The 18,589-nt window shown below is 71.4% G+C and carries 17 protein-coding genes; 13 read left to right on the top strand and 4 right to left on the bottom strand.

Annotated features, from left to right (window positions below):
• Positions 1-178 precede the first annotated feature (178 nt).
• Positions 179-868 (bottom strand): DedA family protein, encoded by a 690-nt coding sequence (locus ACWD12_RS14125; protein ID WP_450099770.1) that lies wholly within the window; start codon positions 866-868, stop codon positions 179-181.
• 109 nt (positions 869-977) lie between these two features.
• Here ACWD12_RS14125 and ACWD12_RS14120 point away from each other — a divergent pair, with 109 nt between their 5' ends.
• Together ACWD12_RS14120 and fbaA are read left to right on the top strand one after the other, a co-directional pair.
• Entirely contained in the window at positions 978-2,357 is a 1,380-nt protein-coding gene (locus tag ACWD12_RS14120) for an FAD-dependent oxidoreductase (RefSeq protein ID WP_358351911.1), read from the top strand.
• A 193-nt stretch (positions 2,358-2,550) separates the two neighbouring features.
• Positions 2,551-3,573: a class II fructose-bisphosphate aldolase gene (gene fbaA, locus ACWD12_RS14115; protein WP_358351914.1), complete on the top strand. Its 1,023-nt coding sequence runs from the start codon at positions 2,551-2,553 to the stop codon at positions 3,571-3,573.
• 94 nt (positions 3,574-3,667) lie between these two features.
• On the opposite strand, the gene ACWD12_RS14110 is transcribed toward fbaA, so the two are convergent.
• The gene (locus ACWD12_RS14110) at positions 3,668-3,931 is read right to left on the bottom strand and encodes a hypothetical protein (RefSeq protein WP_358351917.1); all 264 of its coding nucleotides are present in this window, start codon (positions 3,929-3,931) and stop codon (positions 3,668-3,670) included.
• 180 nt (positions 3,932-4,111) lie between these two features.
• Between ACWD12_RS14110 and ACWD12_RS14105 the strand changes: the two genes are divergently transcribed.
• Positions 4,112-4,528, top strand: a complete 417-nt coding sequence (locus ACWD12_RS14105) for a DUF3151 domain-containing protein (protein ID WP_358351920.1) — start codon at positions 4,112-4,114, stop codon at positions 4,526-4,528.
• Between the two features lie 7 nt (positions 4,529-4,535).
• Here ACWD12_RS14105 and ACWD12_RS14100 read toward each other — a convergent pair whose 3' ends face one another.
• On the bottom strand, positions 4,536-5,573 hold the full coding sequence (locus ACWD12_RS14100) for a diacylglycerol kinase family protein (RefSeq protein WP_450099769.1): 1,038 nt from the start codon (positions 5,571-5,573) through the stop codon (positions 4,536-4,538).
• A 122-nt stretch (positions 5,574-5,695) separates the two neighbouring features.
• On the opposite strand from ACWD12_RS14100, the gene ACWD12_RS14095 reads away from it, so the two are divergent.
• The 6 genes from ACWD12_RS14095 to ACWD12_RS14070 all read left to right on the top strand — a co-directional run bounded on the left by ACWD12_RS14095 (position 5,696) and on the right by ACWD12_RS14070 (position 11,514).
• Positions 5,696-6,985 (top strand): adenylosuccinate synthase, encoded by a 1,290-nt coding sequence (locus tag ACWD12_RS14095; RefSeq protein WP_450099768.1) that lies wholly within the window; start codon positions 5,696-5,698, stop codon positions 6,983-6,985.
• Positions 6,986-7,099: 114 nt separating this feature from the next.
• On the top strand, positions 7,100-8,452 hold the full coding sequence (locus ACWD12_RS14090) for an aspartate aminotransferase family protein (RefSeq protein ID WP_358351928.1): 1,353 nt from the start codon (positions 7,100-7,102) through the stop codon (positions 8,450-8,452).
• Between the two features lie 256 nt (positions 8,453-8,708).
• The gene (locus ACWD12_RS14085) at positions 8,709-9,419 is read left to right on the top strand and encodes a GntR family transcriptional regulator (protein ID WP_450099767.1); all 711 of its coding nucleotides are present in this window, start codon (positions 8,709-8,711) and stop codon (positions 9,417-9,419) included.
• Between the two features lie 71 nt (positions 9,420-9,490).
• Positions 9,491-10,096, top strand: a complete 606-nt coding sequence (locus ACWD12_RS14080) for a hypothetical protein (protein WP_450099766.1) — start codon at positions 9,491-9,493, stop codon at positions 10,094-10,096.
• A 246-nt stretch (positions 10,097-10,342) separates the two neighbouring features.
• Positions 10,343-10,900 carry an RNA polymerase sigma factor gene (locus ACWD12_RS14075; protein ID WP_450099765.1) on the top strand — a complete coding sequence of 186 codons (558 nt, stop codon included), beginning with the start codon at positions 10,343-10,345 and terminating at the stop codon, positions 10,898-10,900.
• Between the two features lie 200 nt (positions 10,901-11,100).
• Positions 11,101-11,514 carry a hypothetical protein gene (locus ACWD12_RS14070; RefSeq protein ID WP_450099764.1) on the top strand — a complete coding sequence of 138 codons (414 nt, stop codon included), beginning with the start codon at positions 11,101-11,103 and terminating at the stop codon, positions 11,512-11,514.
• A 74-nt stretch (positions 11,515-11,588) separates the two neighbouring features.
• Here ACWD12_RS14070 and ACWD12_RS14065 read toward each other — a convergent pair whose 3' ends face one another.
• The gene (locus ACWD12_RS14065; protein WP_450099763.1) at positions 11,589-12,089 is read right to left on the bottom strand and encodes a hypothetical protein; all 501 of its coding nucleotides are present in this window, start codon (positions 12,087-12,089) and stop codon (positions 11,589-11,591) included.
• Positions 12,090-12,537: 448 nt separating this feature from the next.
• Between ACWD12_RS14065 and purD the strand changes: the two genes are divergently transcribed.
• The 4 genes from purD to ACWD12_RS14045 all read left to right on the top strand — a co-directional run bounded on the left by purD (position 12,538) and on the right by ACWD12_RS14045 (position 18,486).
• On the top strand, positions 12,538-13,797 hold the full coding sequence (gene purD / locus ACWD12_RS14060) for a phosphoribosylamine--glycine ligase (RefSeq protein ID WP_358351954.1): 1,260 nt from the start codon (positions 12,538-12,540) through the stop codon (positions 13,795-13,797).
• A 453-nt stretch (positions 13,798-14,250) separates the two neighbouring features.
• Entirely contained in the window at positions 14,251-15,657 is a 1,407-nt protein-coding gene (locus tag ACWD12_RS14055; RefSeq protein WP_450099762.1) for a hypothetical protein, read from the top strand.
• Positions 15,658-15,875: 218 nt separating this feature from the next.
• The gene (locus tag ACWD12_RS14050) at positions 15,876-17,489 is read left to right on the top strand and encodes a N,N-dimethylformamidase beta subunit family domain-containing protein (protein ID WP_450099761.1); all 1,614 of its coding nucleotides are present in this window, start codon (positions 15,876-15,878) and stop codon (positions 17,487-17,489) included.
• A gap of 94 nt (positions 17,490-17,583) precedes the next feature.
• Positions 17,584-18,486: a phosphoribosylaminoimidazolesuccinocarboxamide synthase gene (locus tag ACWD12_RS14045; RefSeq protein ID WP_450099760.1), complete on the top strand. Its 903-nt coding sequence runs from the start codon at positions 17,584-17,586 to the stop codon at positions 18,484-18,486.
• Positions 18,487-18,589 lie beyond the last annotated feature (103 nt).

Below are 18,589 nucleotides of genomic sequence, written 5' to 3'. Positions count from 1 at the left end.
CGCCGTCGGTCGGGGGTGGGGCCCGGGGCCGCGGCGCGGGGCTTCTGGTCCAGCTGCGCCTTGGCCCCGCCGCCGGCGCCGCCGCGGCCACCACGCACGTCCGTGCGTCCTGCGTCGTGGATATCGTGGGGCCGCCGTGGGATGTGGTGGATCCCATGTCGTGCCGACGCGGCGCGGGTCAGTTGCCGACCGGCTCCTCGGCCGCTTCGGTGACCTCGGCGCCGGCGCGCTTCTTGGCCTTCCGCTCCCGGTAGACCTCGATGAAGATCGGCAGCAGCGACACGAGCACGATCACCGCGATGCCCGGCAGCAGGTACTTGTCGATGCTGTCGCCGATCGCGTCGCCCAGCCAGTAGCCCGCCAGGATGATGCCGACGGTCCACACGACGCCGCCGACGACGTTCCAGACGAAGAACTTCCGGGCCGGCATCTCCAGGACGCCCGCGACCGGGTTGAGGAACGTGCGGACGATCGGGATGAAGCGCGCGAGGACCACCGCCTTGGCGGGGCCGAACTTCTCGAAGTAGTGCTCCGCCTTGTCGACGTACTCCTTCTTGAACAGCTTGGAGTTCGGCTTGGCGAACATCTTCGGGCCGGCCTTGGCGCCGATGAAGTGGCCGAGCTGGGCGCCCGCGACGGCGCACAGCGGCGAACCGATCAGCAGCCAGGTCAGCGGAAGGCTTGTGCCGACGACCTTCTCGGCCGAGCTGGAGGCGGCCACACCGGCGAGGAAGAGCATCGAATCGCCGGGGAAGAAGAACCCGACGAGCAGGCCCGTCTCCGCGAAGATGATCGCGAGGATGCCGATGAGACCGAACGTCGAGATGAGTGACGTGGCGTCGAGCACGTTCACAGCGAGGGAGTCCACCTGGGCAGGGTAGCCCTGTTCGGGGCCTCTCGTGGAAGCCGGTACACCCGCACGGTGTTCGGGAGATCACCGGGTGGGTCGGATCGCGGACCGGAAGCGGAGCGGGAACATGGTGGAACGACTTGTGGTGATCGGCGGGGACGCGGCGGGCGCGTCGGCGGCCTCGCAGGCCAGGCAGCGGCGCGGCCCCGACGACCTGGAGATCGTCGTCCTGGAGCGGGGGCGCCACACGTCGTATTCGGCGTGCGGGGTGCCCTATTGGGTGGGCGGCCTGGTCTCCGGGGCCGACGCCCTGGTCGCCCGGGCGCCCGAGGCGCACCGGGAGCGCGGGCTCGACGTACGGCTGGGCAGCGAGGCCGAGGGGATCGACCTCGACAAGCGGGAGGTGGCGGTCCGCGACGTCCACACCGGCGCCGCCGACCGCATCGGCTTCGACCAGCTCGTGATCGCCACCGGGGCGACCCCGGTACGCCCGCCCGTGCCCGGCATCGACGCTCCCGGTGTGTACGGCGTGCAGACCCTCGACGACGGGCAGGCGCTCATCGACGCGCTCGACCCCGCGTACACGCACGCCGTCGTGATCGGCGGCGGCTACATCGGCATCGAGATGGCCGAGGCGATGAAGCTCCGCGGGCTCGACGTCACGGTCCTGGACCGCGGCGCGCAGCCGATGTCCACGCTCGACCCGGACATGGGCGTGCTCGTGCACGAGCAGATGGAGGAGATGGGGATCAACGTCGTCACGCACGCCGACGTCCGGGCCGTGGAGACCGGCCCCGACGGGCGCGTGCGGGCGGTCGCGACCGCGGAGCGCTCCTACCCCGCGGACCTGGTGGTGCTCGGGACCGGGGTACGCCCGGCCACCGGCCTCGCGCGCGACGCCGGCCTGCCGCTCGGCGACAGCGGTGGCATCCGCACCGACCTGCGCATGCGCGTGTGGGGCGGCGACCCGCGCCACGAGGGCGTCTGGGCGGCCGGCGACTGCGTCGAGGTGCTGGACCTGGTGTCGGGCCGCTTCCGGCACATCCCGCTCGGCACCCACGCCAACAAGCAGGGCCGGGTGGCCGGCATGAACATCGGCGGCGACTACGGGACCTTCCCCGGCGTGGTCGGCACCGCGGTCAGCAAGGTCTGCGAGCTGGAGATCGCCCGGACCGGGCTGCGCGAGTCGGACGCCGACGCGGCCGGGTTCTCGTACGTCACCGCCGTGATCGAGTCGACCGGTCGGGCCGGCTACTACCCGGGCGCGCAGCGCATGACGGTCAAGATGATCGCCGAACGGGTGAGCGGCAGGCTGCTGGGCGTGCAGATCGTCGGCCGCGACGGAGCCGCGAAACGCATCGACGTCGCGGCGGTCGCGCTGACCGCGCGGATGACGGTCGAGGACGTGACCGCGCTCGACCTGGGCTACGCACCGCCGTTCTCTCCGGTGTGGGACCCGATCCTGGTCGCCGCGCGCAAGGCGGCGCAGCGGCTGGCGCAGAGCTGACGCGGGTCCGGCGTACGCCGGCGGTTCGGTGTCCCGGTACGCCTTTCGGGGCAGATTCTCCGTGCACGGGGCCGGGGGGAGGAGGGTGTCACGCGCGAACAGGTCTGCCAGGATGGGCGCCAAGCGGTGATACGGCCATCCGTGTCGAAACCCTCATATCCGCCGCACGCTCGTTTGACGAGGAGCCATACGCATGCCCATCGCAACTCCCGAGGTCTACGCCGAGATGCTCGACCGGGCGAAGGCCGGTCGCTTCGCCTACCCGGCGATCAACGTGACCTCCTCCCAGACCCTCAACGCGGCGCTGCGCGGCTTCGCCGAGGCGGAGAGCGACGGCATCATCCAGGTGTCGACCGGGGGCGCGGAGTTCCTGTCCGGCACGACCGTCAAGGACATGGTCACCGGCTCGGTCGCGTTCGCCGAGTTCGCGAAGGTCGTCGCCGAGAAGTACTCGGTCAACGTCGCCCTGCACACCGACCACTGCCCCAAGGACAAGCTGGACGGCTTCATGCGTCCGCTTATCGACGTCTCGGCCGAGCGGGTCAAGAAGGGCCTCGACCCGCTGTTCCAGTCGCACATGTGGGACGGCTCCGCGGTTCCGCTGGACGAGAACCTGACCATCGCGCAGGAGCTCATCGCGAAGTGCGCCGCCGCGCGCATCGTCATGGAGCTGGAGATCGGCGTCGTCGGCGGCGAGGAGGACGGCGTCGACAACGAGATCAACGACAAGCTCTACACGACGCCCGAGGACGCGCTGAAGACCGTCGAGGCGATCGGCCTCGGCGAGAAGGGTCGCTACATGCTCGCGGCCACCTTCGGCAACGTGCACGGCGTCTACAAGCCGGGCAACGTACAGCTGCGTCCGTCCATCCTCAAGGACATCCAGGACGCGGTCAGCGCGAAGTACGGCCAGGAGCGCCCGTTCGACCTGGTGTTCCACGGCGGTTCGGGCTCGCTGCTCGAGGAGATCCGCGAGGCGCTGGACTACGGCGTGGTGAAGATGAACGTCGACACCGACACGCAGTACGCCTTCACCCGCCCGATCGCGGAGCACATGTTCCGCAACTACGACGGCGTGCTCAAGATCGACGGCGAGGTGGGCAACAAGAAGCAGTACGACCCGCGTTCGTACGGCAAGTCCGCCGAGACGTCGATGGCCGAGCGCGTCGTCGTCGCCTGCCAGGACCTGCGTTCGGCGGGCAACCGCCTGAAGTAGGCACCTGGGCGGACCGCGAACGGCGGTCTCGCGTATGGTCGGAGGAACGTTTGCGCGGCCCGGCGCCCTCGGGGGGTGTCGGGCCGCGCGGCGTTCACCGGCGCCAGGGCATCGGCACGTTCTGCGGGGCGCCGGGCACTCCGCGCGGGTCCTTCCTGGCGGGCTTGACCGGCACCGCGCTGTCGTGCGGCGCCGCACCGACCGACGAACCGGGCCGCGGCCGCTTGCCGTTGCCGCCGCCGTCCTTGCGGTCCTGGCCGTCCTTGCCGCCCCCGCACGCCGTCAGCGTCAGCACCGAGACGAGTACGGCAGCGAGCGCGACGGCCGAAGCGTGCCTGCGGCGGAGCCGCGTATCCATGAATCCCCTAAGACTGCCGAACCGCCGAACCGCGGCTGAACCGGTCGTACGCACGCCGACCCTAGCGGTCGCCGGGCCCGAAAGCGCTCGCGCGGGCGGGCGGGTCCCCGCGCGGGCGCGTCCGCCGCGCGCCGGGGACGGATGGGGGCCGCGCCCCGCGGGGCGGTGCAGGATGGGGGCATGACCATCGACCAGAACCTCTTCGGAGGCCCCGACCCGACGCTCCTGCCCGACGAACCGGAGCCGCGCACGCTCCTGGAGTCCGGCACCGACCCGTCCGAGGTCGCCGCGAAGTACCCCAAGTCGTCGGCCGCGTGGGCCGCGCTCGCCGACCGCGCGTTCGAGGCGGGCAGCGTGGTGGAGTCGTACGCGTACGCCCGCACCGGCTACCACCGCGGGCTTGACGCGCTGCGCAAGGCGGGCTGGCGCGGCCACGGCCCGGTGCCGTGGGAGCACGAGCCGAACCAGGGCTTCCTGCGTGCCCTGAACGCGCTCGCGCGCGCCGCGGGGGCGATCGGCGAGGAGGAGGAGCACGTGCGCTGCACGCTGTTCCTGCGCGACAGCAGCAAGACCGCCGCCGACCTGTTCGAGGGCTGACGGTCCCTCAGCCGGGTACGACCGGGTCCGGCCGCGGCACGTACAGGCGCCACGCGCCCGGGCGTACCGTCCAGGTCCGCAGCCGGACCGGGCCGGTGGCCATGGCGTCGGCCTCGTAGGTGAAGTCGGGTCCGCAGACCGTGATCTCGCGCGCCCGGAGTTCGAGCATCGGGCCGCGCGCCGGGGCGGTGTCGTCCGCCGGGCGCGCGGTGCCGCGCGTCTGCGCCGGGAGCCCGAAGCGGCCGCCCGAGGCGAACGCGGTGATCATGACGGTCGCGGTGCCGGTCGCGGGGGCCGGCTCGGTGCGCGTGGCCGACGGCTGCTCCGGCCCGTCGATGTTGACGGACCGTTCCTGCACGGCTACGGACGGGAGTTCGGGGGCGGCCCCGACACGCGCCGGGCCGTTGTCGCAATCGTCACATCCGACATGCACCGAGAAGACCGGCCGGTCGACGTCGGCGACCACCCGGCCGTCGGCCTCGACGCGCAGCCGGTGGCCGGCCGGGCCGACCGCGGAGGACACGGTGTGCGCCGCGCGGTCCCAGAACGAGCGCCACGGTTTGCGCGGTGCGAGGCCCGCGGCGGACCCGGTCCGGAGCGCGCGTACGCCGTTGCCGATGCGCACCGAGCGCAGCGCCACGCCGCCCAGGTCGTCCAGCAGCAGGTCCAGCGCCCGGTCGTACTCGCCGAGGGCCACCCGGGCCGCCTTGGCGGGCTCCGCGGGCAGTCCCAGGGCCCGCGCGAGGCCGTGGTCGGAGCCGGGATGGGTGTCCACCGGGACGACGCCCAGAGGGGTCTCGGCGAGCTCGCCCCGCCGGTCCAGGACCCGGACCACGGAGTGCACGCCGCCGTCGCCCGCGACCACGACGACACGCCGACGGCCGCGCCGTGCGAGAGCCCGTTCGAGCTCCGCCGAATCGGCCGGAACCACGATCTTGGTGGGGGCCGAAGCCCGCAAAACGTCCAGCGCGACCCGGACCGACTCGCCGTCCGCCGAGCGTGCCGCAGGGTCCGTGATCACGAGCAGCGCACGCTCGGCCGACACCGGTCGTCCTTCCTCAGGTAACCTCTCCCCGCAAGAGCCCCTTGCGCGCAGGCGTCAAGGGGCTTGGACTTTCCGGGGCTCCCGTGAACAAACATGCCCCGCCTGGAAGGGGTGTACGCCTCATGCCCGCACTCGTGCTCGTCGGTGCCCAATGGGGAGACGAGGGCAAGGGGAAGGCCACCGACCTGCTCGGCGGTTCCGTCGACTACGTGGTCCGATACCAGGGCGGCAACAATGCCGGCCACACGGTTGTCATCGGGGACCAGAAGTATGCGCTGCACCTTCTGCCCTCCGGCATCCTCACACCGGGGTGCACCCCGGTCATCGGCAACGGAGTCGTCGTCGACCCCGGTGTGCTGCTCCAGGAGATCCGCACGCTGCAGGAGCGCGACGTCGACACGTCCAAGCTCCTGATCTCCGGCAACGCGCATCTCATCACGCCCTACCACCGCACGCTCGACAAGGTGACGGAACGGTTCCTCGGCAACCGGAAGATCGGTACCACGGGTCGTGGCATCGGTCCGGCGTACGCGGACAAGATCAACCGCGTCGGCATCCGGGTCCAGGACCTCTTCGACCCCGGCATCCTCCAGCAGAAGGTCGAGAGCGCGCTGCGCGACAAGAACCAGATGCTGGTCAAGATGTTCAACCGGCGCGAACTGTCGGTGCAGGCCGTCGTCGAGGAGTATCTCCAGTACGCCGACGCGCTCAAGGACTTCGTCGCCGACACGACGTACATCCTCAACAAGGCGCTCGACGAAGACAAGGTGGTGCTGCTGGAAGGCGGTCAGGGCACGCTGCTCGACGTCGACCACGGCACGTATCCGTTCGTCACGTCGTCCAACCCGACCTCGGGCGGCGCGTGCGCGGGGTCGGGCATCGGTCCGACCAAGATCAGCCGGGTCATCGGCATCCTCAAGGCGTACACCACGCGTGTCGGTTCGGGCCCGTTCCCGACCGAGCTGCTCGACGAGGACGGCGAGAAGCTGCGCACGATCGGCCACGAGTTCGGCACCACCACCGGTCGTGACCGGCGCTGCGGCTGGTTCGACGCGGTCATCGCGCGCTACGCGACCCGGGTGAACGGGCTGACCGACTTCTTCCTCACCAAGCTGGACGTGCTCACCGGCTGGGAGCAGATCCCGGTCTGCGTCGCCTACGAGGTCGACGGCGTGCGGCACGACGAGATGCCCATGTCGCAGACCGACTTCCACCACGCGAAGCCTGTCTACGAGATGCTGCCGGGCTGGTCGGAGGACCTGACCGCGGCCAAGACGTTCGACGACCTGCCCAAGAACGCGCAGGCGTACGTCAAGGCGCTGGAGGAGATGTCCGGCGCGCCGATCTCGGCGATCGGCGTCGGGCCCGGCCGCGAGCAGACCATCGCGGTCCGCTCGTTCCTGGACAAGTAGCCCGTACCGGCTGTTGCCGTTCACCCCTGGGGCTGACACCTTGTCGGCTCCGGGGGTGAACGACTGCCAGAGTGCCGGTTTCCGGAGGCTTGTCCGCTCCTTAGGCTGTGCGCCATGACCACTGTGGACCCGGCGGCCGGGAAGGCCGTGTACGAAGCAGATCGCGCACACGTCTTTCATTCCTGGTCCGCGCAGGGACTCATCGCCCCCCTGCCGGTCGCGGGCGCGGAAGGCTCCTATTTCTGGGACTACGAGGGCAACCGCTACCTCGACTTCGCGTCGCAGCTGGTCAACACCAACATCGGCCACCAGCACCCCAAGGTCGTCGCGGCGATCAAGGAGCAGGCCGACAAGCTCTGCATGATCCAGCCCGCGTTCGCGAACGACGCGCGCAGCGAGGCCGCCCGTCTGATCGCCGGACTCGCCCCCGGTGACCTCAACCGGGTGTTCTTCACGAACGGCGGCGCGGAGGCCAACGAGAACGCGATCCGGATGGCGCGCCTGCACACGGGCCGGCAGAAGGTGCTCGCGACGTACCGCTCGTACCACGGCGCCACCGCCAACGCGATCGCACTGACCGGCGACCCCCGGCGCTGGCCGAACGAGACCGGCGTGTCGGGCATCGTGCACTTCTGGGGCCCGTACGCCTACCGCTCGCCGTTCCACGCGACCACCGAGGCCGAGGAGTGCGAGCGCGCGCTCGCACACCTGGAGAACACCATCGTGTTCGAGGGCCCGGCCACCGTCGCCGCGATCGTGCTGGAGACCGTCGTCGGCACCGCCGGCATCCTGGTGCCGCCGCCCGGCTACCTCGCGGGCGTGCGGGCGCTGTGCGACAAGTACGGCATCATCTTCATCGCCGATGAGGTCATGGCCGGCTTCGGCCGCACCGGGGCGTGGTTCGCGGTGGACAACTGGGGCGTCACCCCAGACCTGATCACCTTCGCGAAGGGCGTCAACTCCGGCTACGTCCCGCTCGGCGGCGTGGTCATCTCCGACGCGATCTTCGAGACCTTCCGCGAGCGCCCCTTCCCGGGCGGGCTGACCTACTCCGGCCACCCCCTGGCGTGCGCCGCCGCCGTCGCGACCATCAACGCGATGCGCGACGAGAAGATCGTCGAGAACGCCAAGTGGCTCGGCGAGTCGGTCATCGGCCCCGAGCTGCGCGCGATGGCCGAGCGCCACCCGTCGGTCGGCGAGGTCCGCGGCCTCGGCGTCTTCTGGGCCGTCGAGCTGGTCAAGAACAAGGGGACGCGCGAGCCGCTGACCGCGTACAACGCGGCCGGTGCCGACGCCAAGCCGATGAACGACTTCGCGGCGGCCTGCAAGGCGCGCGGTCTGTGGCCGTTCGTCAACATGAACCGCACACACGTCGTGCCGCCGTGCACCACCACCGAGGCGGAGGCCAAGGAAGGCCTGGCCATCCTCGACGAGGCGCTCACCGTCGCGGACGCGTTCTGCGTCTGATGTCGCGGCGCGCGGGCGCGGGTCTCCGAGTACCGGCATACCGGGGGACCTGACCGCGCCGCCCGTCGGCCGACGCACACGTGCGGGCCACACCGTTCTCCGGAACGGGCGTGGCCCGCACGTGTTTTCGCGTTTTCGCGCGTTTCTTCGACAACATTGCTACCCAAACCGGACATCCCTTCATATGATCGAGCGGATCGGATGGGGGATGCCCGTCGGAACGCACGTTCCGGCGGCCGGGTGAGAAGAGACCGACGTGCAGCCGGCCGAGTCCAACGTGTTCACCGGCATCTCGTTCGTGGGCGCGGTACGCCGCATCAGCCTGCGCGAGGAGATCGCCGAGGCGCTGAGCGACGACCTGGTGACCGGGCGCCTGGCCGCCGGGGCCTCGTTGACCGTGAACGACGCCGCGCGGCGCTTCGGCGTCTCCGCGACCCCCGTGCGCGAGGCGCTGATCGAGCTCGCCGCGCACGGCCTGTTCACCGGCGGCCACCACCGCGGCTTCCAGGTCGCCAGCTACACCTGGGCGGACTTCACCGAGATCCTCGAAGCCCGGAAGCTCATCGGTGTCCCGCTGATCGGCCGCATCGCGCGCACGATGCCGGAGGAGTGCGGTCCCGAGCTGGGCCGGCTCGCCGACCGGTTGGACGGCGTGCGCTGGTACGGCGACACCACCGAGACCGCGCTGATCGACCGTCAGTTCTTCGGCGAGCTCGGCCGGTTGTCGGGCAACCGGCGGTTGTCCGGCATGCTGCGGCTGCTGCGGGTGCAGGCGTGGATGTACCTGGGGCCGTATCTGCGTGCCGCGCCCGGCCCGACCGAGGCGTGGCGGCGGCACCGCGAACTCGTCGAACGCCTGGCCGCCCGCGACGTCGAGGGAGCGCAGGGGCTCATGCGCGACAACATCGCCGCGTTGCGGCCGTTCGCGCGGCGGTTGGTCGGCGACGCCGGTGACCTCCTGGGCTAGGGTCTGTTTGCACGCCCCCGGCCGGGGCCGGTCGGACCCGTCCCGTTCTCACCGCTCCTGGAGCTCGCACAGTGGACTGTGACGTCTGGCTCGTCCCGCTCGTCGACGCGCTGTGCCACAACCCCGAGAACCCGTTCAAGGACGAACTCGCGGCGTACGACGCAGTCCTGACGGCCAGTGGGCTCCCGCCGGTGCCGGTCTTCGCGTGGTCCGAGGGCCTGGAGAAGGGCGTCTGGACGGTCGGCGCGTTCGACCACGACTCGCTGCACTACCTGCGCCGCGCCTATCTGCTGCACCGCACGGGCTTCCCGGTGACGCCGGTCGACACGCTCGGCGAGGACTACGACCAACTGCTCGAGACGTTCGAGGCCGCGGCCCAGCACTCGCACCTGGTGTGGCACTACGACCACGCGGGGGCGTACCTGCCCGTCGACTTCCCGCGGCCGCTCATGGACGAGCCGCTGCCGGAGGACGGCGGGCCGCTCGGGTCGAGCCTGGGGATGCTGCGCGAGTTGGAGGACCTGGCACCGTTCATCGGGGTGGACCTGCTCGACCCGCCGATGCCGCTGCCGACGTACGACGGTTCGCCGTACGGCCGCGAGCGCTTCGTGTGGTCGGTGCTCTACCGCGCGGCGCAGCTGAGTGTCGGTCAGGGTTCCATGATCGTCTTTGCCTGACCCTTCTTCCGCGGAATTCACCCGAGTTCGCATGGTCTGCTGTGGTCGGCATGCTTTGGGCTATCCGTTTTCGCCCGCGCTCTGTGCCGCGGCCCCCTTCCTGACATAGCGTCAGAACGTTTGGCAGGCTTCTGTCCGCTTCGTCCCCGCGTCCCGCGGAACTTCTCAAAAAAGTTCCGCGCACCCTGCAAAGAACCGGGGGCGTCCGGACATAGACAGGCGACGGTAGAGGGGCAGGGGGTGCAGGTGGGGCGAGATGAGGCGTTCCGGGACATATACCGGGAGCACTACAACGCCGTACTTCGCTACGCCTGGCGCCGCGTCGGCCCCGACGCCGCTCACGACGTCGCGGCCGAGGTCTTCCTGATTGCGTGGCGGCGCTGGGAGACCGTGCCACGGCTGGACCCTCTTCCGTGGCTCTACGGAGTCGGCCGCGGCGTCGTGCAAAACCACCAGCGCACCGAGAACCGCGGACAGATGCTCGAGGCACGGCTCATGGTCGAACCCGACCCGCCGACCCGGGATCTGGCCGATCGCACCGCGGAGCGCAACTCCGTGGTCAGTGCATGGCAAAGCCTGGGCGAGACGGACCGCGAAGTGCTCGCCCTGGTCGGCTGGGAGGGACTCGACGTCCCCACCGCCGCGATGGTCATGCAGTGCTCAGTGCCCGCGTTCACCGCGCGCCTGTACCGCGCGAAACGCCGGTTGAGGACTGCACTCGACCGTCAGGACAAGGCTGCCGAGGAAGCGCCGGAACCGCCGGGCGCCCCGGCACGAGTGGGTTTGGAGGAGCGATGCGTCTGACGGACGACGTCCGCACGCTGATGCGGCCGAACGACCCAGCTCCACCGGTCACGGAGGAACTCTCCGAGCAGGCCCGATTCACCCTCGAGGACATCCTCGTTTCGCGCCCCGGCGCGGTGTCGACCCGTACAGGGGTCGGGCCGACACCGCGCCGGACCCTCTCCGGACGCAATCGGAGGAGGCGAAGGTGGCTGATCCCGATGAGCGTCGTGGTCGCCACCTCGACCGGGGTCGCGGTGGCCCTGGTCTATCCGCAGCCCGAGCGGGCGACCGTGATCGACCGCGCGGACTGTTACTCGGACACCGACCTCACCGCCGATCCGTTCCACGGCGGCAGCGCGCAACTCGGCAGGCTGGCCGGCAAGACGGACAGCGCCGCCGCCGCGACCGAACTGTGCGCCGACATGTGGGGCCTGGGCCTGCTGAGGCCGGGGGCACCCGCCGTGGTCGTCGACGCGAACGACCCCAACCTCAGCGCGTCCGAGCAGAAGCGCGTGCACCCGGTGCCCGGTCTCGTGGCCTGTGTCCGCGACGGTGCCGCCGCGGTGTTCCCTTCGGACGACCCCGACTTCTGCCGGAACGCCGGGCTGCCGCCCCTGCTGACCGGTAGGTGAGCAATTCGGGCGGCACGCCCCGGCCGGGCCGGGACATGCCGCCCGGCCGGCCGACGCCGTGCCGGCGACCTTTTTTACCCGGGGTAGCTCTCCCACGACGAGATCTGGTTGTCGTAGACCAGCGTGCTGAATCCGCCGTAGTGGACCTCGAAGTTCCCGCCCTGGCCGGAATGCTGCCAGAGATTCACCCGGCATCCGCCGGTGACGGTGACCGAGCTCGCCTTGTCGTTGATGGTGCTCGGCACGTTGTCCGCGTCATAACCGCAGCCGGCCTGGGACCACAGAGTCGCCGACGGGGTGGTGCCGCTGCTGTAGCCGCCCCAGAGAGTGGCCACTGCGGTGTTCAAAAGTGTCGCGGCGGTGCGGGCGTTCACCGAACCGGCCCCGCGGGACGCGAAGTCGAGTACTTCCTGGTACGTCGCGAAGCACGTGGTCTTGCGGTTGTCCAGGTTGACCAGGCAGTGCTCCTTGGCCCCGGCGGGTGCCTCGACACTCTCCGCGACCGCGGTGCCACTCAGCAGCGACGCCCCGAGAATTGTGGCGGCGGAAATGGACAGAATTCGCCTGCTATTCATGCGGACTCCGATTTGAAGTATCCCACCCAGACGCATTCGGCTTTTCCCCGGCAATGGGAGATGCAGCGCGAAGGCGTCAATACGGATGCGCATGTTAGCCCGGCCAACCGTTCGGGGGGAAGAGTGGAAGTACTCTTCCGGCCAGGCCTTACATCCGCTTTATCGCGCATCTCGGTGCACAGTTGATTCGTTGGTTGGCCGAAAGCGAAATATCGCCGCGGCGGGAATTCGGGAGTCGCTGTCCGAATAGCGGGAATCGCACACCCGTTCGCCCTGGTGTGCGCAAGATGTGCCATCGCGGCGGTTGGTGGCCGCCCGGATTTCCGGCCAACCATGTCCGGAGCCGTACAAGAGGCGCACAAGTGACGTGTGGGGGCGATGGGACCCGAGGTGCGAAGGCACGGACGCGCGCGGGGTGCCGCCGATGCGGGGCACTACGCTCGACCCCGTGAAGGTCCTCGTCATCGGCAGTGGTGCCCGCGAGCACGCGCTGTGCCGTTCGCTGTCCCTCGACCCCTCGGTCGACTCTCTCTACTGCGCGCCGGGCAACGCCGGCATCGCGGAGATCGCCGAACTGCGGCAGGTCGACGCGATGAACGCCGCCGCCGTCGCCGACCTGGCCGCCGACCTGGCCGCCGACCTGGTGGTCGTGGGCCCGGAGGGCCCGCTGGTCGCCGGCTGCGCCGACGCGGTCCGGGCCCGCGGCATCGCGTGCTTCGGCCCGTCCGGCACCGCCGCGCGCCTGGAGGGCTCCAAGGCGTTCGCCAAGGAGGTCATGGCCGCCGCGGGGGTGCCGACCGCCCGTTCGTACGTCTGCACGACGCCCGAGGAGGCCGACGCGGCACTCGACGCGTTCGGCCCGCCGTACGTCGTGAAGGACGACGGCCTCGCGGCCGGCAAGGGCGTCGTCGTGACCGACGACCTCGCCGTCGCCCGGGAGCACGCCGCGTCGTGCGAGCGGGTCGTCATCGAGGAGTTCCTCGACGGCCCCGAGGTGTCGCTGTTCGCGATCACCGACGGGACCACGTCGGTCGCCCTCCAGCCCGCCCAGGACTTCAAGCGCGTCGGCGACGACGACGCGGGCCCCAACACCGGCGGCATGGGCGCCTACTCGCCGCTGACGTGGGCCCCCGAGGGCCTGGTCGACCAATTGACGGAGACGGTCGTCACGCCGACGATCGACGAGATGCGCCGCCGCGGCACGCCCTTCTCCGGCGTGCTCTTCGTGGGCCTGGCGCTCACCTCGCGCGGTCCGCGCGTCATCGAGTTCAACTGCCGCTTCGGCGACCCGGAGACGCAGGTCGTGCTGGCCCGCCTGCGGACCCCGCTGGCGTCGGTGCTGCACGCGAGCGCGGTGGGCAGGCTCGCCGACCTCGAACCGCTGCGCTGGCGGGACGGCGCCGCCGTGACGGTCGTCGTGGCGGCGGCGAACTACCCGGCGACGCCGCGGACCGGGGACCCCGTCGGCGGGCTCGCGGACGCGGCGTCCGTGCCCGACGCGTACGTGCTGCACGCGGGCACCCGGCGGGCCGAGGACGGCAGTGTGCTGTCGTCCGGGGGGCGCGTGCTGTCGGTGACCGCGACCGGCGACACGTTGGCGACGGCACGCGACCGCGCGTACGAGGCGGTTGCCCGCATCGAGCTGGACGGCTCGCACTACCGCACGGACATCGCGGCCCGGGCCGTGAAGGGCGAGATCGCCGTCTGACCCGTCGGCAGCGACCAGCCCGGCGCGGCGCCATCAGGCTTGCCGGTCGCGACCGGGCCGGCGGCACGATCGGGCCTGTCGGCACCGTCGGACGCGTCGCGTCGCGGTCCGGTCGCCGGCGAGTACGGCGGTGCCGGGCGCCGCCCGAGCGGAATCGCCGCCTGATCGGGATCGCCGTTCCGTCGGGGGCGCCGTGATCGGAACTGGCGTCGTCTGTCGGCAACTGTGCCGTTCGGCCCCTCCAACCGGCTTTCCGCTCACTCTCGCGGATGGAGTTCACGCCGAACGGGATGACCCTGCGAACTCGTCGCATTATCGTGCGAGCACTGCGGTTCGTAACCGAGCGGGCCGTGTTCAGTGACACCCCAAATCCTGGATGGGGGCGAACGGGTGACCGGTGCCGCCGATGCCCGTGCGCGGGCGAGAAGTGTCCTACGTCTGCGCACAGGCGCGATGCTGTGCGCACTCGGCGCCGCGGCGCTGCTCCTGACGGGGGCTTACCGCAGCGCGGGTGACGGACTGCCGGGCACCGTGCTCGCCGCGGTCGCCCTCGCCCTGACCGCCCTGATCGTGTGGGCGGCTCTCGGGCTGGCCCTCGTGCGCCGCCCCGCGAGTGCCGCGGTGACGCTGCGGGCCGACGACGCCCCCGAGTTCCACACCATGATCGCCTCGCTGGCCGCCGACCTCGGCGTACCCGCGCCCGACGCGGTCCGCGTGTGCCCCGAGTGCGACAGCTGGCTGGAGCAGGACCCCGGCCGCTTCTGGGGCCGCCCCCGGACCGTGCTCGTGGTCGGCGCGCCCTTCCTGTGGTGGCTGCGCGTCGGCGAGCTCCGGGCGCTGCTGGCACCCGTCGTCGCCGGCACCGAGCCCGCCGCCGATCCGGCCGTCGCCGCGGCCCGTTCGTGGGTGCGGCGCCTCGACGCGCTGGCCCACCCGTACGCCGCGCGCATCCGGCCGGCCCGGGTCTCCCCGTGGACCGCGCCGCTGCGCAGGGTCCCGCGCGCCTTCGCCCGCCAACTGCTCGACCTGACGCGGGGTCAGGCCGAGATCATGGAGCGGGACATCGCCGCGTGGGCGTCCTCCCGGGCGCAGGACGTGGACGCCCCGCTGCGGGCGACCGCGCACGAGCAGGTCGGGCTCGCGTACGCCGGATGGGACCGCCTGCTGACCCGGCTCGCCGCGCCGGCCTGGAACCTGGGCCGCTACCCGGACGCCCTCATGGCCGGCGTGGTCGCGGCGCTGACCGAACTGTCGCAGCGCGACCGGCTGGCCGACGTGTTCGGCGCGCGCCTCGCCGAGCGTCCCGCGTGCGACCTGCTGTCCGCGCCGGAGCGGGTCGACGCCCAGGTGTCGAGGCTCGCGGCGGTCATCTTCGCGGACCGCTCGGCGCGGCAGGCGGTCGGCTGGGCGGACTACCCGGCCAACGTGATCGAGCCGATCTGGCGAGCGAAGGCGGGCGTCCTGGTGGAGGCCCTCGACGCCTCCGACGGGCAGCCCGGACCCGCGTGCGTGGGGCGGGTGCTCGACCGCATCCGCGAGGGTGCCGCCGCCCGACCCCGGGTCCGGTCCGGCCAGGACCCGGGCGACCACGACCGGGCCGCCGACACGCAGGCCTTCGACCCCGAGCGCATGACCGAGCACGTCATCGCGCTCGTGTCGTGTGCCGCACTCGACACCGGACGCATGCACGCGGGCGTCGACTGGCTCGACGGCGCCGTCCTGGTCGACGGTGGCGGCCGTCCGGCCGACGTGTCCGCGCTGGTCGGGCAGGCCGTCGACGACCACGACGATCTCCCGCTGCGGGCCTGGCTGGACGGCATCGGCGTGCGCACGGCCGAACCCATCCGGCTGGGTGGCTGAGGCCGTGGGGGCGTGCTCGGCGTTCCGGGCGGCCACGCGGCGGCGGATCCGGCACGCCGCGGAATAGTGCAACCGGGTGACCTCGGCGTACGTCAGAGGGTTGGCGGGGCGACCCGGTCGCACGGGAAGCCGGGGAGCGATCGCACGCACGGACAGCACGCCTTGGACGGCTAATATCCGATTTGTCGTCGGCGTGACCATTCACGAGGAGCTGCAAGGTGCCGTTGGTGAATCGGCGGGGCGCACTGGGCGTGCTTGGCGCCGTCGGCGCGACCGCCGCTGGGCTCGTGTGGTGGCGATCCGGGGCGGACGGCGGGCAGTCCGGCGGTTCCGCCTCGCGTCCGCTCGGGCACGGCGCGCCCGCGGGGGGACCGGCGACGCCGGGGCCGGCGTCTTCCGCGCCGCCCGTGGTGGCCCCCGCTTCGCGGCAGCCCGTACCGCCTTCCGATCCGCACCGCATCGCCGCGGAGAACGCCAAGACGGGGTCCACCGCGTGGAAGCCCGGGCGCAACGGCACCCGGGTCGGCGACGACATCGCGCACCAGATCAAGGGCTACACGTCGGAGACCAGCGTCGGTCTCGGCGGCCGCATCGACTTCCACATGTCGGTGAACCCCGGGGGCGCGTACTCCATCGGCATCTACCGCCTCGGCGACTACGGCGGCGCGGGCGCGCGGCATGTGGTCAGCAGCCCACGCCTGACCGGTGTGCCCGGCCAGGCCCCGAAGCTGGACGAGGACTGCGGCATGCTGTCGTGCGACTGGCCGGTGGGCTGGACGCTGGAGGTGCCGAAGGACTGGACGTCGGGGACGTACCTCGCGGTCTTCGACGACGAGCGCGGCAACCGCAACTACTCCGCCTTCGTGGTGCGCGACGACGGGCGCTCCGCGGACTTCCTCGTGGTGCTGCCGTTTTCGACCTACCAGGCGTACAACCAGTACCCGCTGGACGGCCGTACCGGGAAGAGCCTGTACTACGGCTACGGCCCGGACGGGAAGAACGTCTACCAGGCGCGGGCGCGCAAGGTCTCGTTCGACCGGCCGTTCATGGGCGACGGCATGCCGCCCACGCGATTCGACCTCGACCAGAGCGCGATCGCGTGGATGGAGCGCTCCGGCTACGACGTCACCTACGCCTCGACCGTCGACATCGAGACGCGCCGCGTCGATCCCGGCTGGTACCGGGCGCTGGTCTTCCCCGGGCACGACGAGTACTGGTCGACGCCGATGCGCGAGGTCGTCGAGGAGGCGCACCGCGCGGGGGTCAACCAGGCGTGGCTGACCGCGAACAACATGTACTGGCACGTGCGGTTCGACAAGAACGAGCGCGGCGTCGCCAACCGCGTCATGAACTGCTGGCGTGAGGACCGCGATCCGGGTGCGTCGCTGCTGTCCGCGCCGACGGACATGTGGCGCCGCATCCGCCGTCCGGAGCAGGAGTTCCTGGGCATCCAGTACAACGGCATCGTCGCGGCGCCGACGCCGCTGCGGGTGAGTTCGTCGGGGCACTGGATGTGGGCGAACACCGGGGTGCGCGACGGGGACACCATCGACAAGGTGGTGGGCGGCGAGGCGGACGGCATCGAAGCCGGGATGGCCACCCCGCCGGGCGCGCGGCAGGCGCTGCTGGCCGAGTCGCCGTACCAGTTGCGCAGTGGCGCCCGGCGTACGCAGAACACCTCGATCTACGAAAGCCCGCAAGGCACCCTGATGTTCTGCGCGGGGACCTTCAACTGGTCGCTCGCCCTCAACCACCCCAGGTACCGCGACGAACGCATCCAGCGCGCGACGCACAACCTCTTCGAGCGGCTGCGCGCGGGCGGTCGCCGGTAGGGCGCCTTCGGCGCGCCGTGAAAGACTCACGGCACCGGGGCGTGCGGTGTCGGCCGCCACGCCTTCAGCCGAACAGCGAGCCGAGGGAAGACCTGTGAGTGGTTTCGTCACCAAGCCCGAGCCGGTCGAGGTGCCCGGCCTCGTCCATGTGCACACCGGCAAGGTCCGCGACCTCTACACGGACGGGGACGGCAACCTCGTGATGGTGGCGAGCAACCGGGTCTCCGCGTTCGACTGGGTGCTCGACCCGGAGATCCCGGACAAGGGCCGCATCCTCACGGCGCTTTCGCTGTGGTGGTTCGAGCTGCTCTCCGACCTCTACCCGAACCACGTGGTGTCGACCGACCTTCCGGCCGGTGCGCCCGACGACTGGGCCGGACGCGCGATCGTGTGCCGCCGCCTCGAGATGGTCCCGGTCGAGTGCGTCGCGCGCGGCTACCTCGCCGGCTCCGGCCTTGAGGAGTACGCCGCGACCCGCTCGGTGTGCGGCGTCACGCTGCCGGAGGGCCTGGTGGACGGCTCCGAACTGCCCGCGCCCATCTTCACGCCCACCACGAAGGCCGAGGTCGGCGAGCACGACGAGGCCGTGACGTACGAACAGGTCGCGGCGCAGGTGGGTGCCGAACTCGCGGCCAACCTGCGGCAGGCGACCCTCGCGGTCTACACGCGCGCCCGGGACATCGCACGCGACCGGGGCATCATCCTCGCGGACACCAAGTTCGAGTTCGGTCTCGACGCGTCAGGCGAACTGGTGCTGGCGGACGAGGTCCTGACGCCGGACTCGTCGCGGTTCTGGCCGGCCGACCAGTGGCGTCCGGGGCAGTCGCAGCCGTCGTTCGACAAGCAGATCGTGCGCGACTGGCTGGCGTCGCCGGAGTCCGGCTGGGACCGCCGGTCGGAGGTGCCGCCCCCGCCGCTGTCCGAGGCCGTCGTCGAGCGCACGCGCGCGAAGTACGCGGAGGCGTACGAACTGCTGACCGGACGCCGCTGGAGCTGACCGCGCTCCGGCACCCTGCCTGCACCGACGGCTGTGGCCGGTTCCCCCGATCGGGGGAACCGGCCACAGCGCGGGGGCTCCGGACGATCGGCGTGCCGGCGGA

The organism is Streptodolium elevatio, from assembly GCF_053592165.1.
Note: the sequence above shows the minus strand (reverse complement) of the source record. Positions and strands in the feature narration are given on the sequence as shown.

Bases quoted from the DNA above. Each gene is read 5' to 3' on its own strand.
- ACWD12_RS14120 (WP_358351911.1), top strand. From the start codon at position 978: ATGGTGGAACGACTTGTGGTGATCGGCGGGGACGCGGCGGGCGCGTCG.
- fbaA (WP_358351914.1), top strand. From the start codon at position 2,551: ATGCCCATCGCAACTCCCGAGGTCTACGCCGAGATGCTCGACCGGGCG.
- ACWD12_RS14110 (WP_358351917.1), bottom strand. From the start codon at position 3,931: ATGGATACGCGGCTCCGCCGCAGGCACGCTTCGGCCGTCGCGCTCGCT.
- ACWD12_RS14105 (WP_358351920.1), top strand. From the start codon at position 4,112: ATGACCATCGACCAGAACCTCTTCGGAGGCCCCGACCCGACGCTCCTG.
- ACWD12_RS14095 (WP_450099768.1), top strand. From the start codon at position 5,696: ATGCCCGCACTCGTGCTCGTCGGTGCCCAATGGGGAGACGAGGGCAAG.
- ACWD12_RS14090 (WP_358351928.1), top strand. From the start codon at position 7,100: ATGACCACTGTGGACCCGGCGGCCGGGAAGGCCGTGTACGAAGCAGAT.
- ACWD12_RS14070 (WP_450099764.1), top strand. From the start codon at position 11,101: ATGAGCGTCGTGGTCGCCACCTCGACCGGGGTCGCGGTGGCCCTGGTC.
- ACWD12_RS14065 (WP_450099763.1), bottom strand. From the start codon at position 12,089: ATGAATAGCAGGCGAATTCTGTCCATTTCCGCCGCCACAATTCTCGGG.
- ACWD12_RS14055 (WP_450099762.1), top strand. From the start codon at position 14,251: ATGCTGTGCGCACTCGGCGCCGCGGCGCTGCTCCTGACGGGGGCTTAC.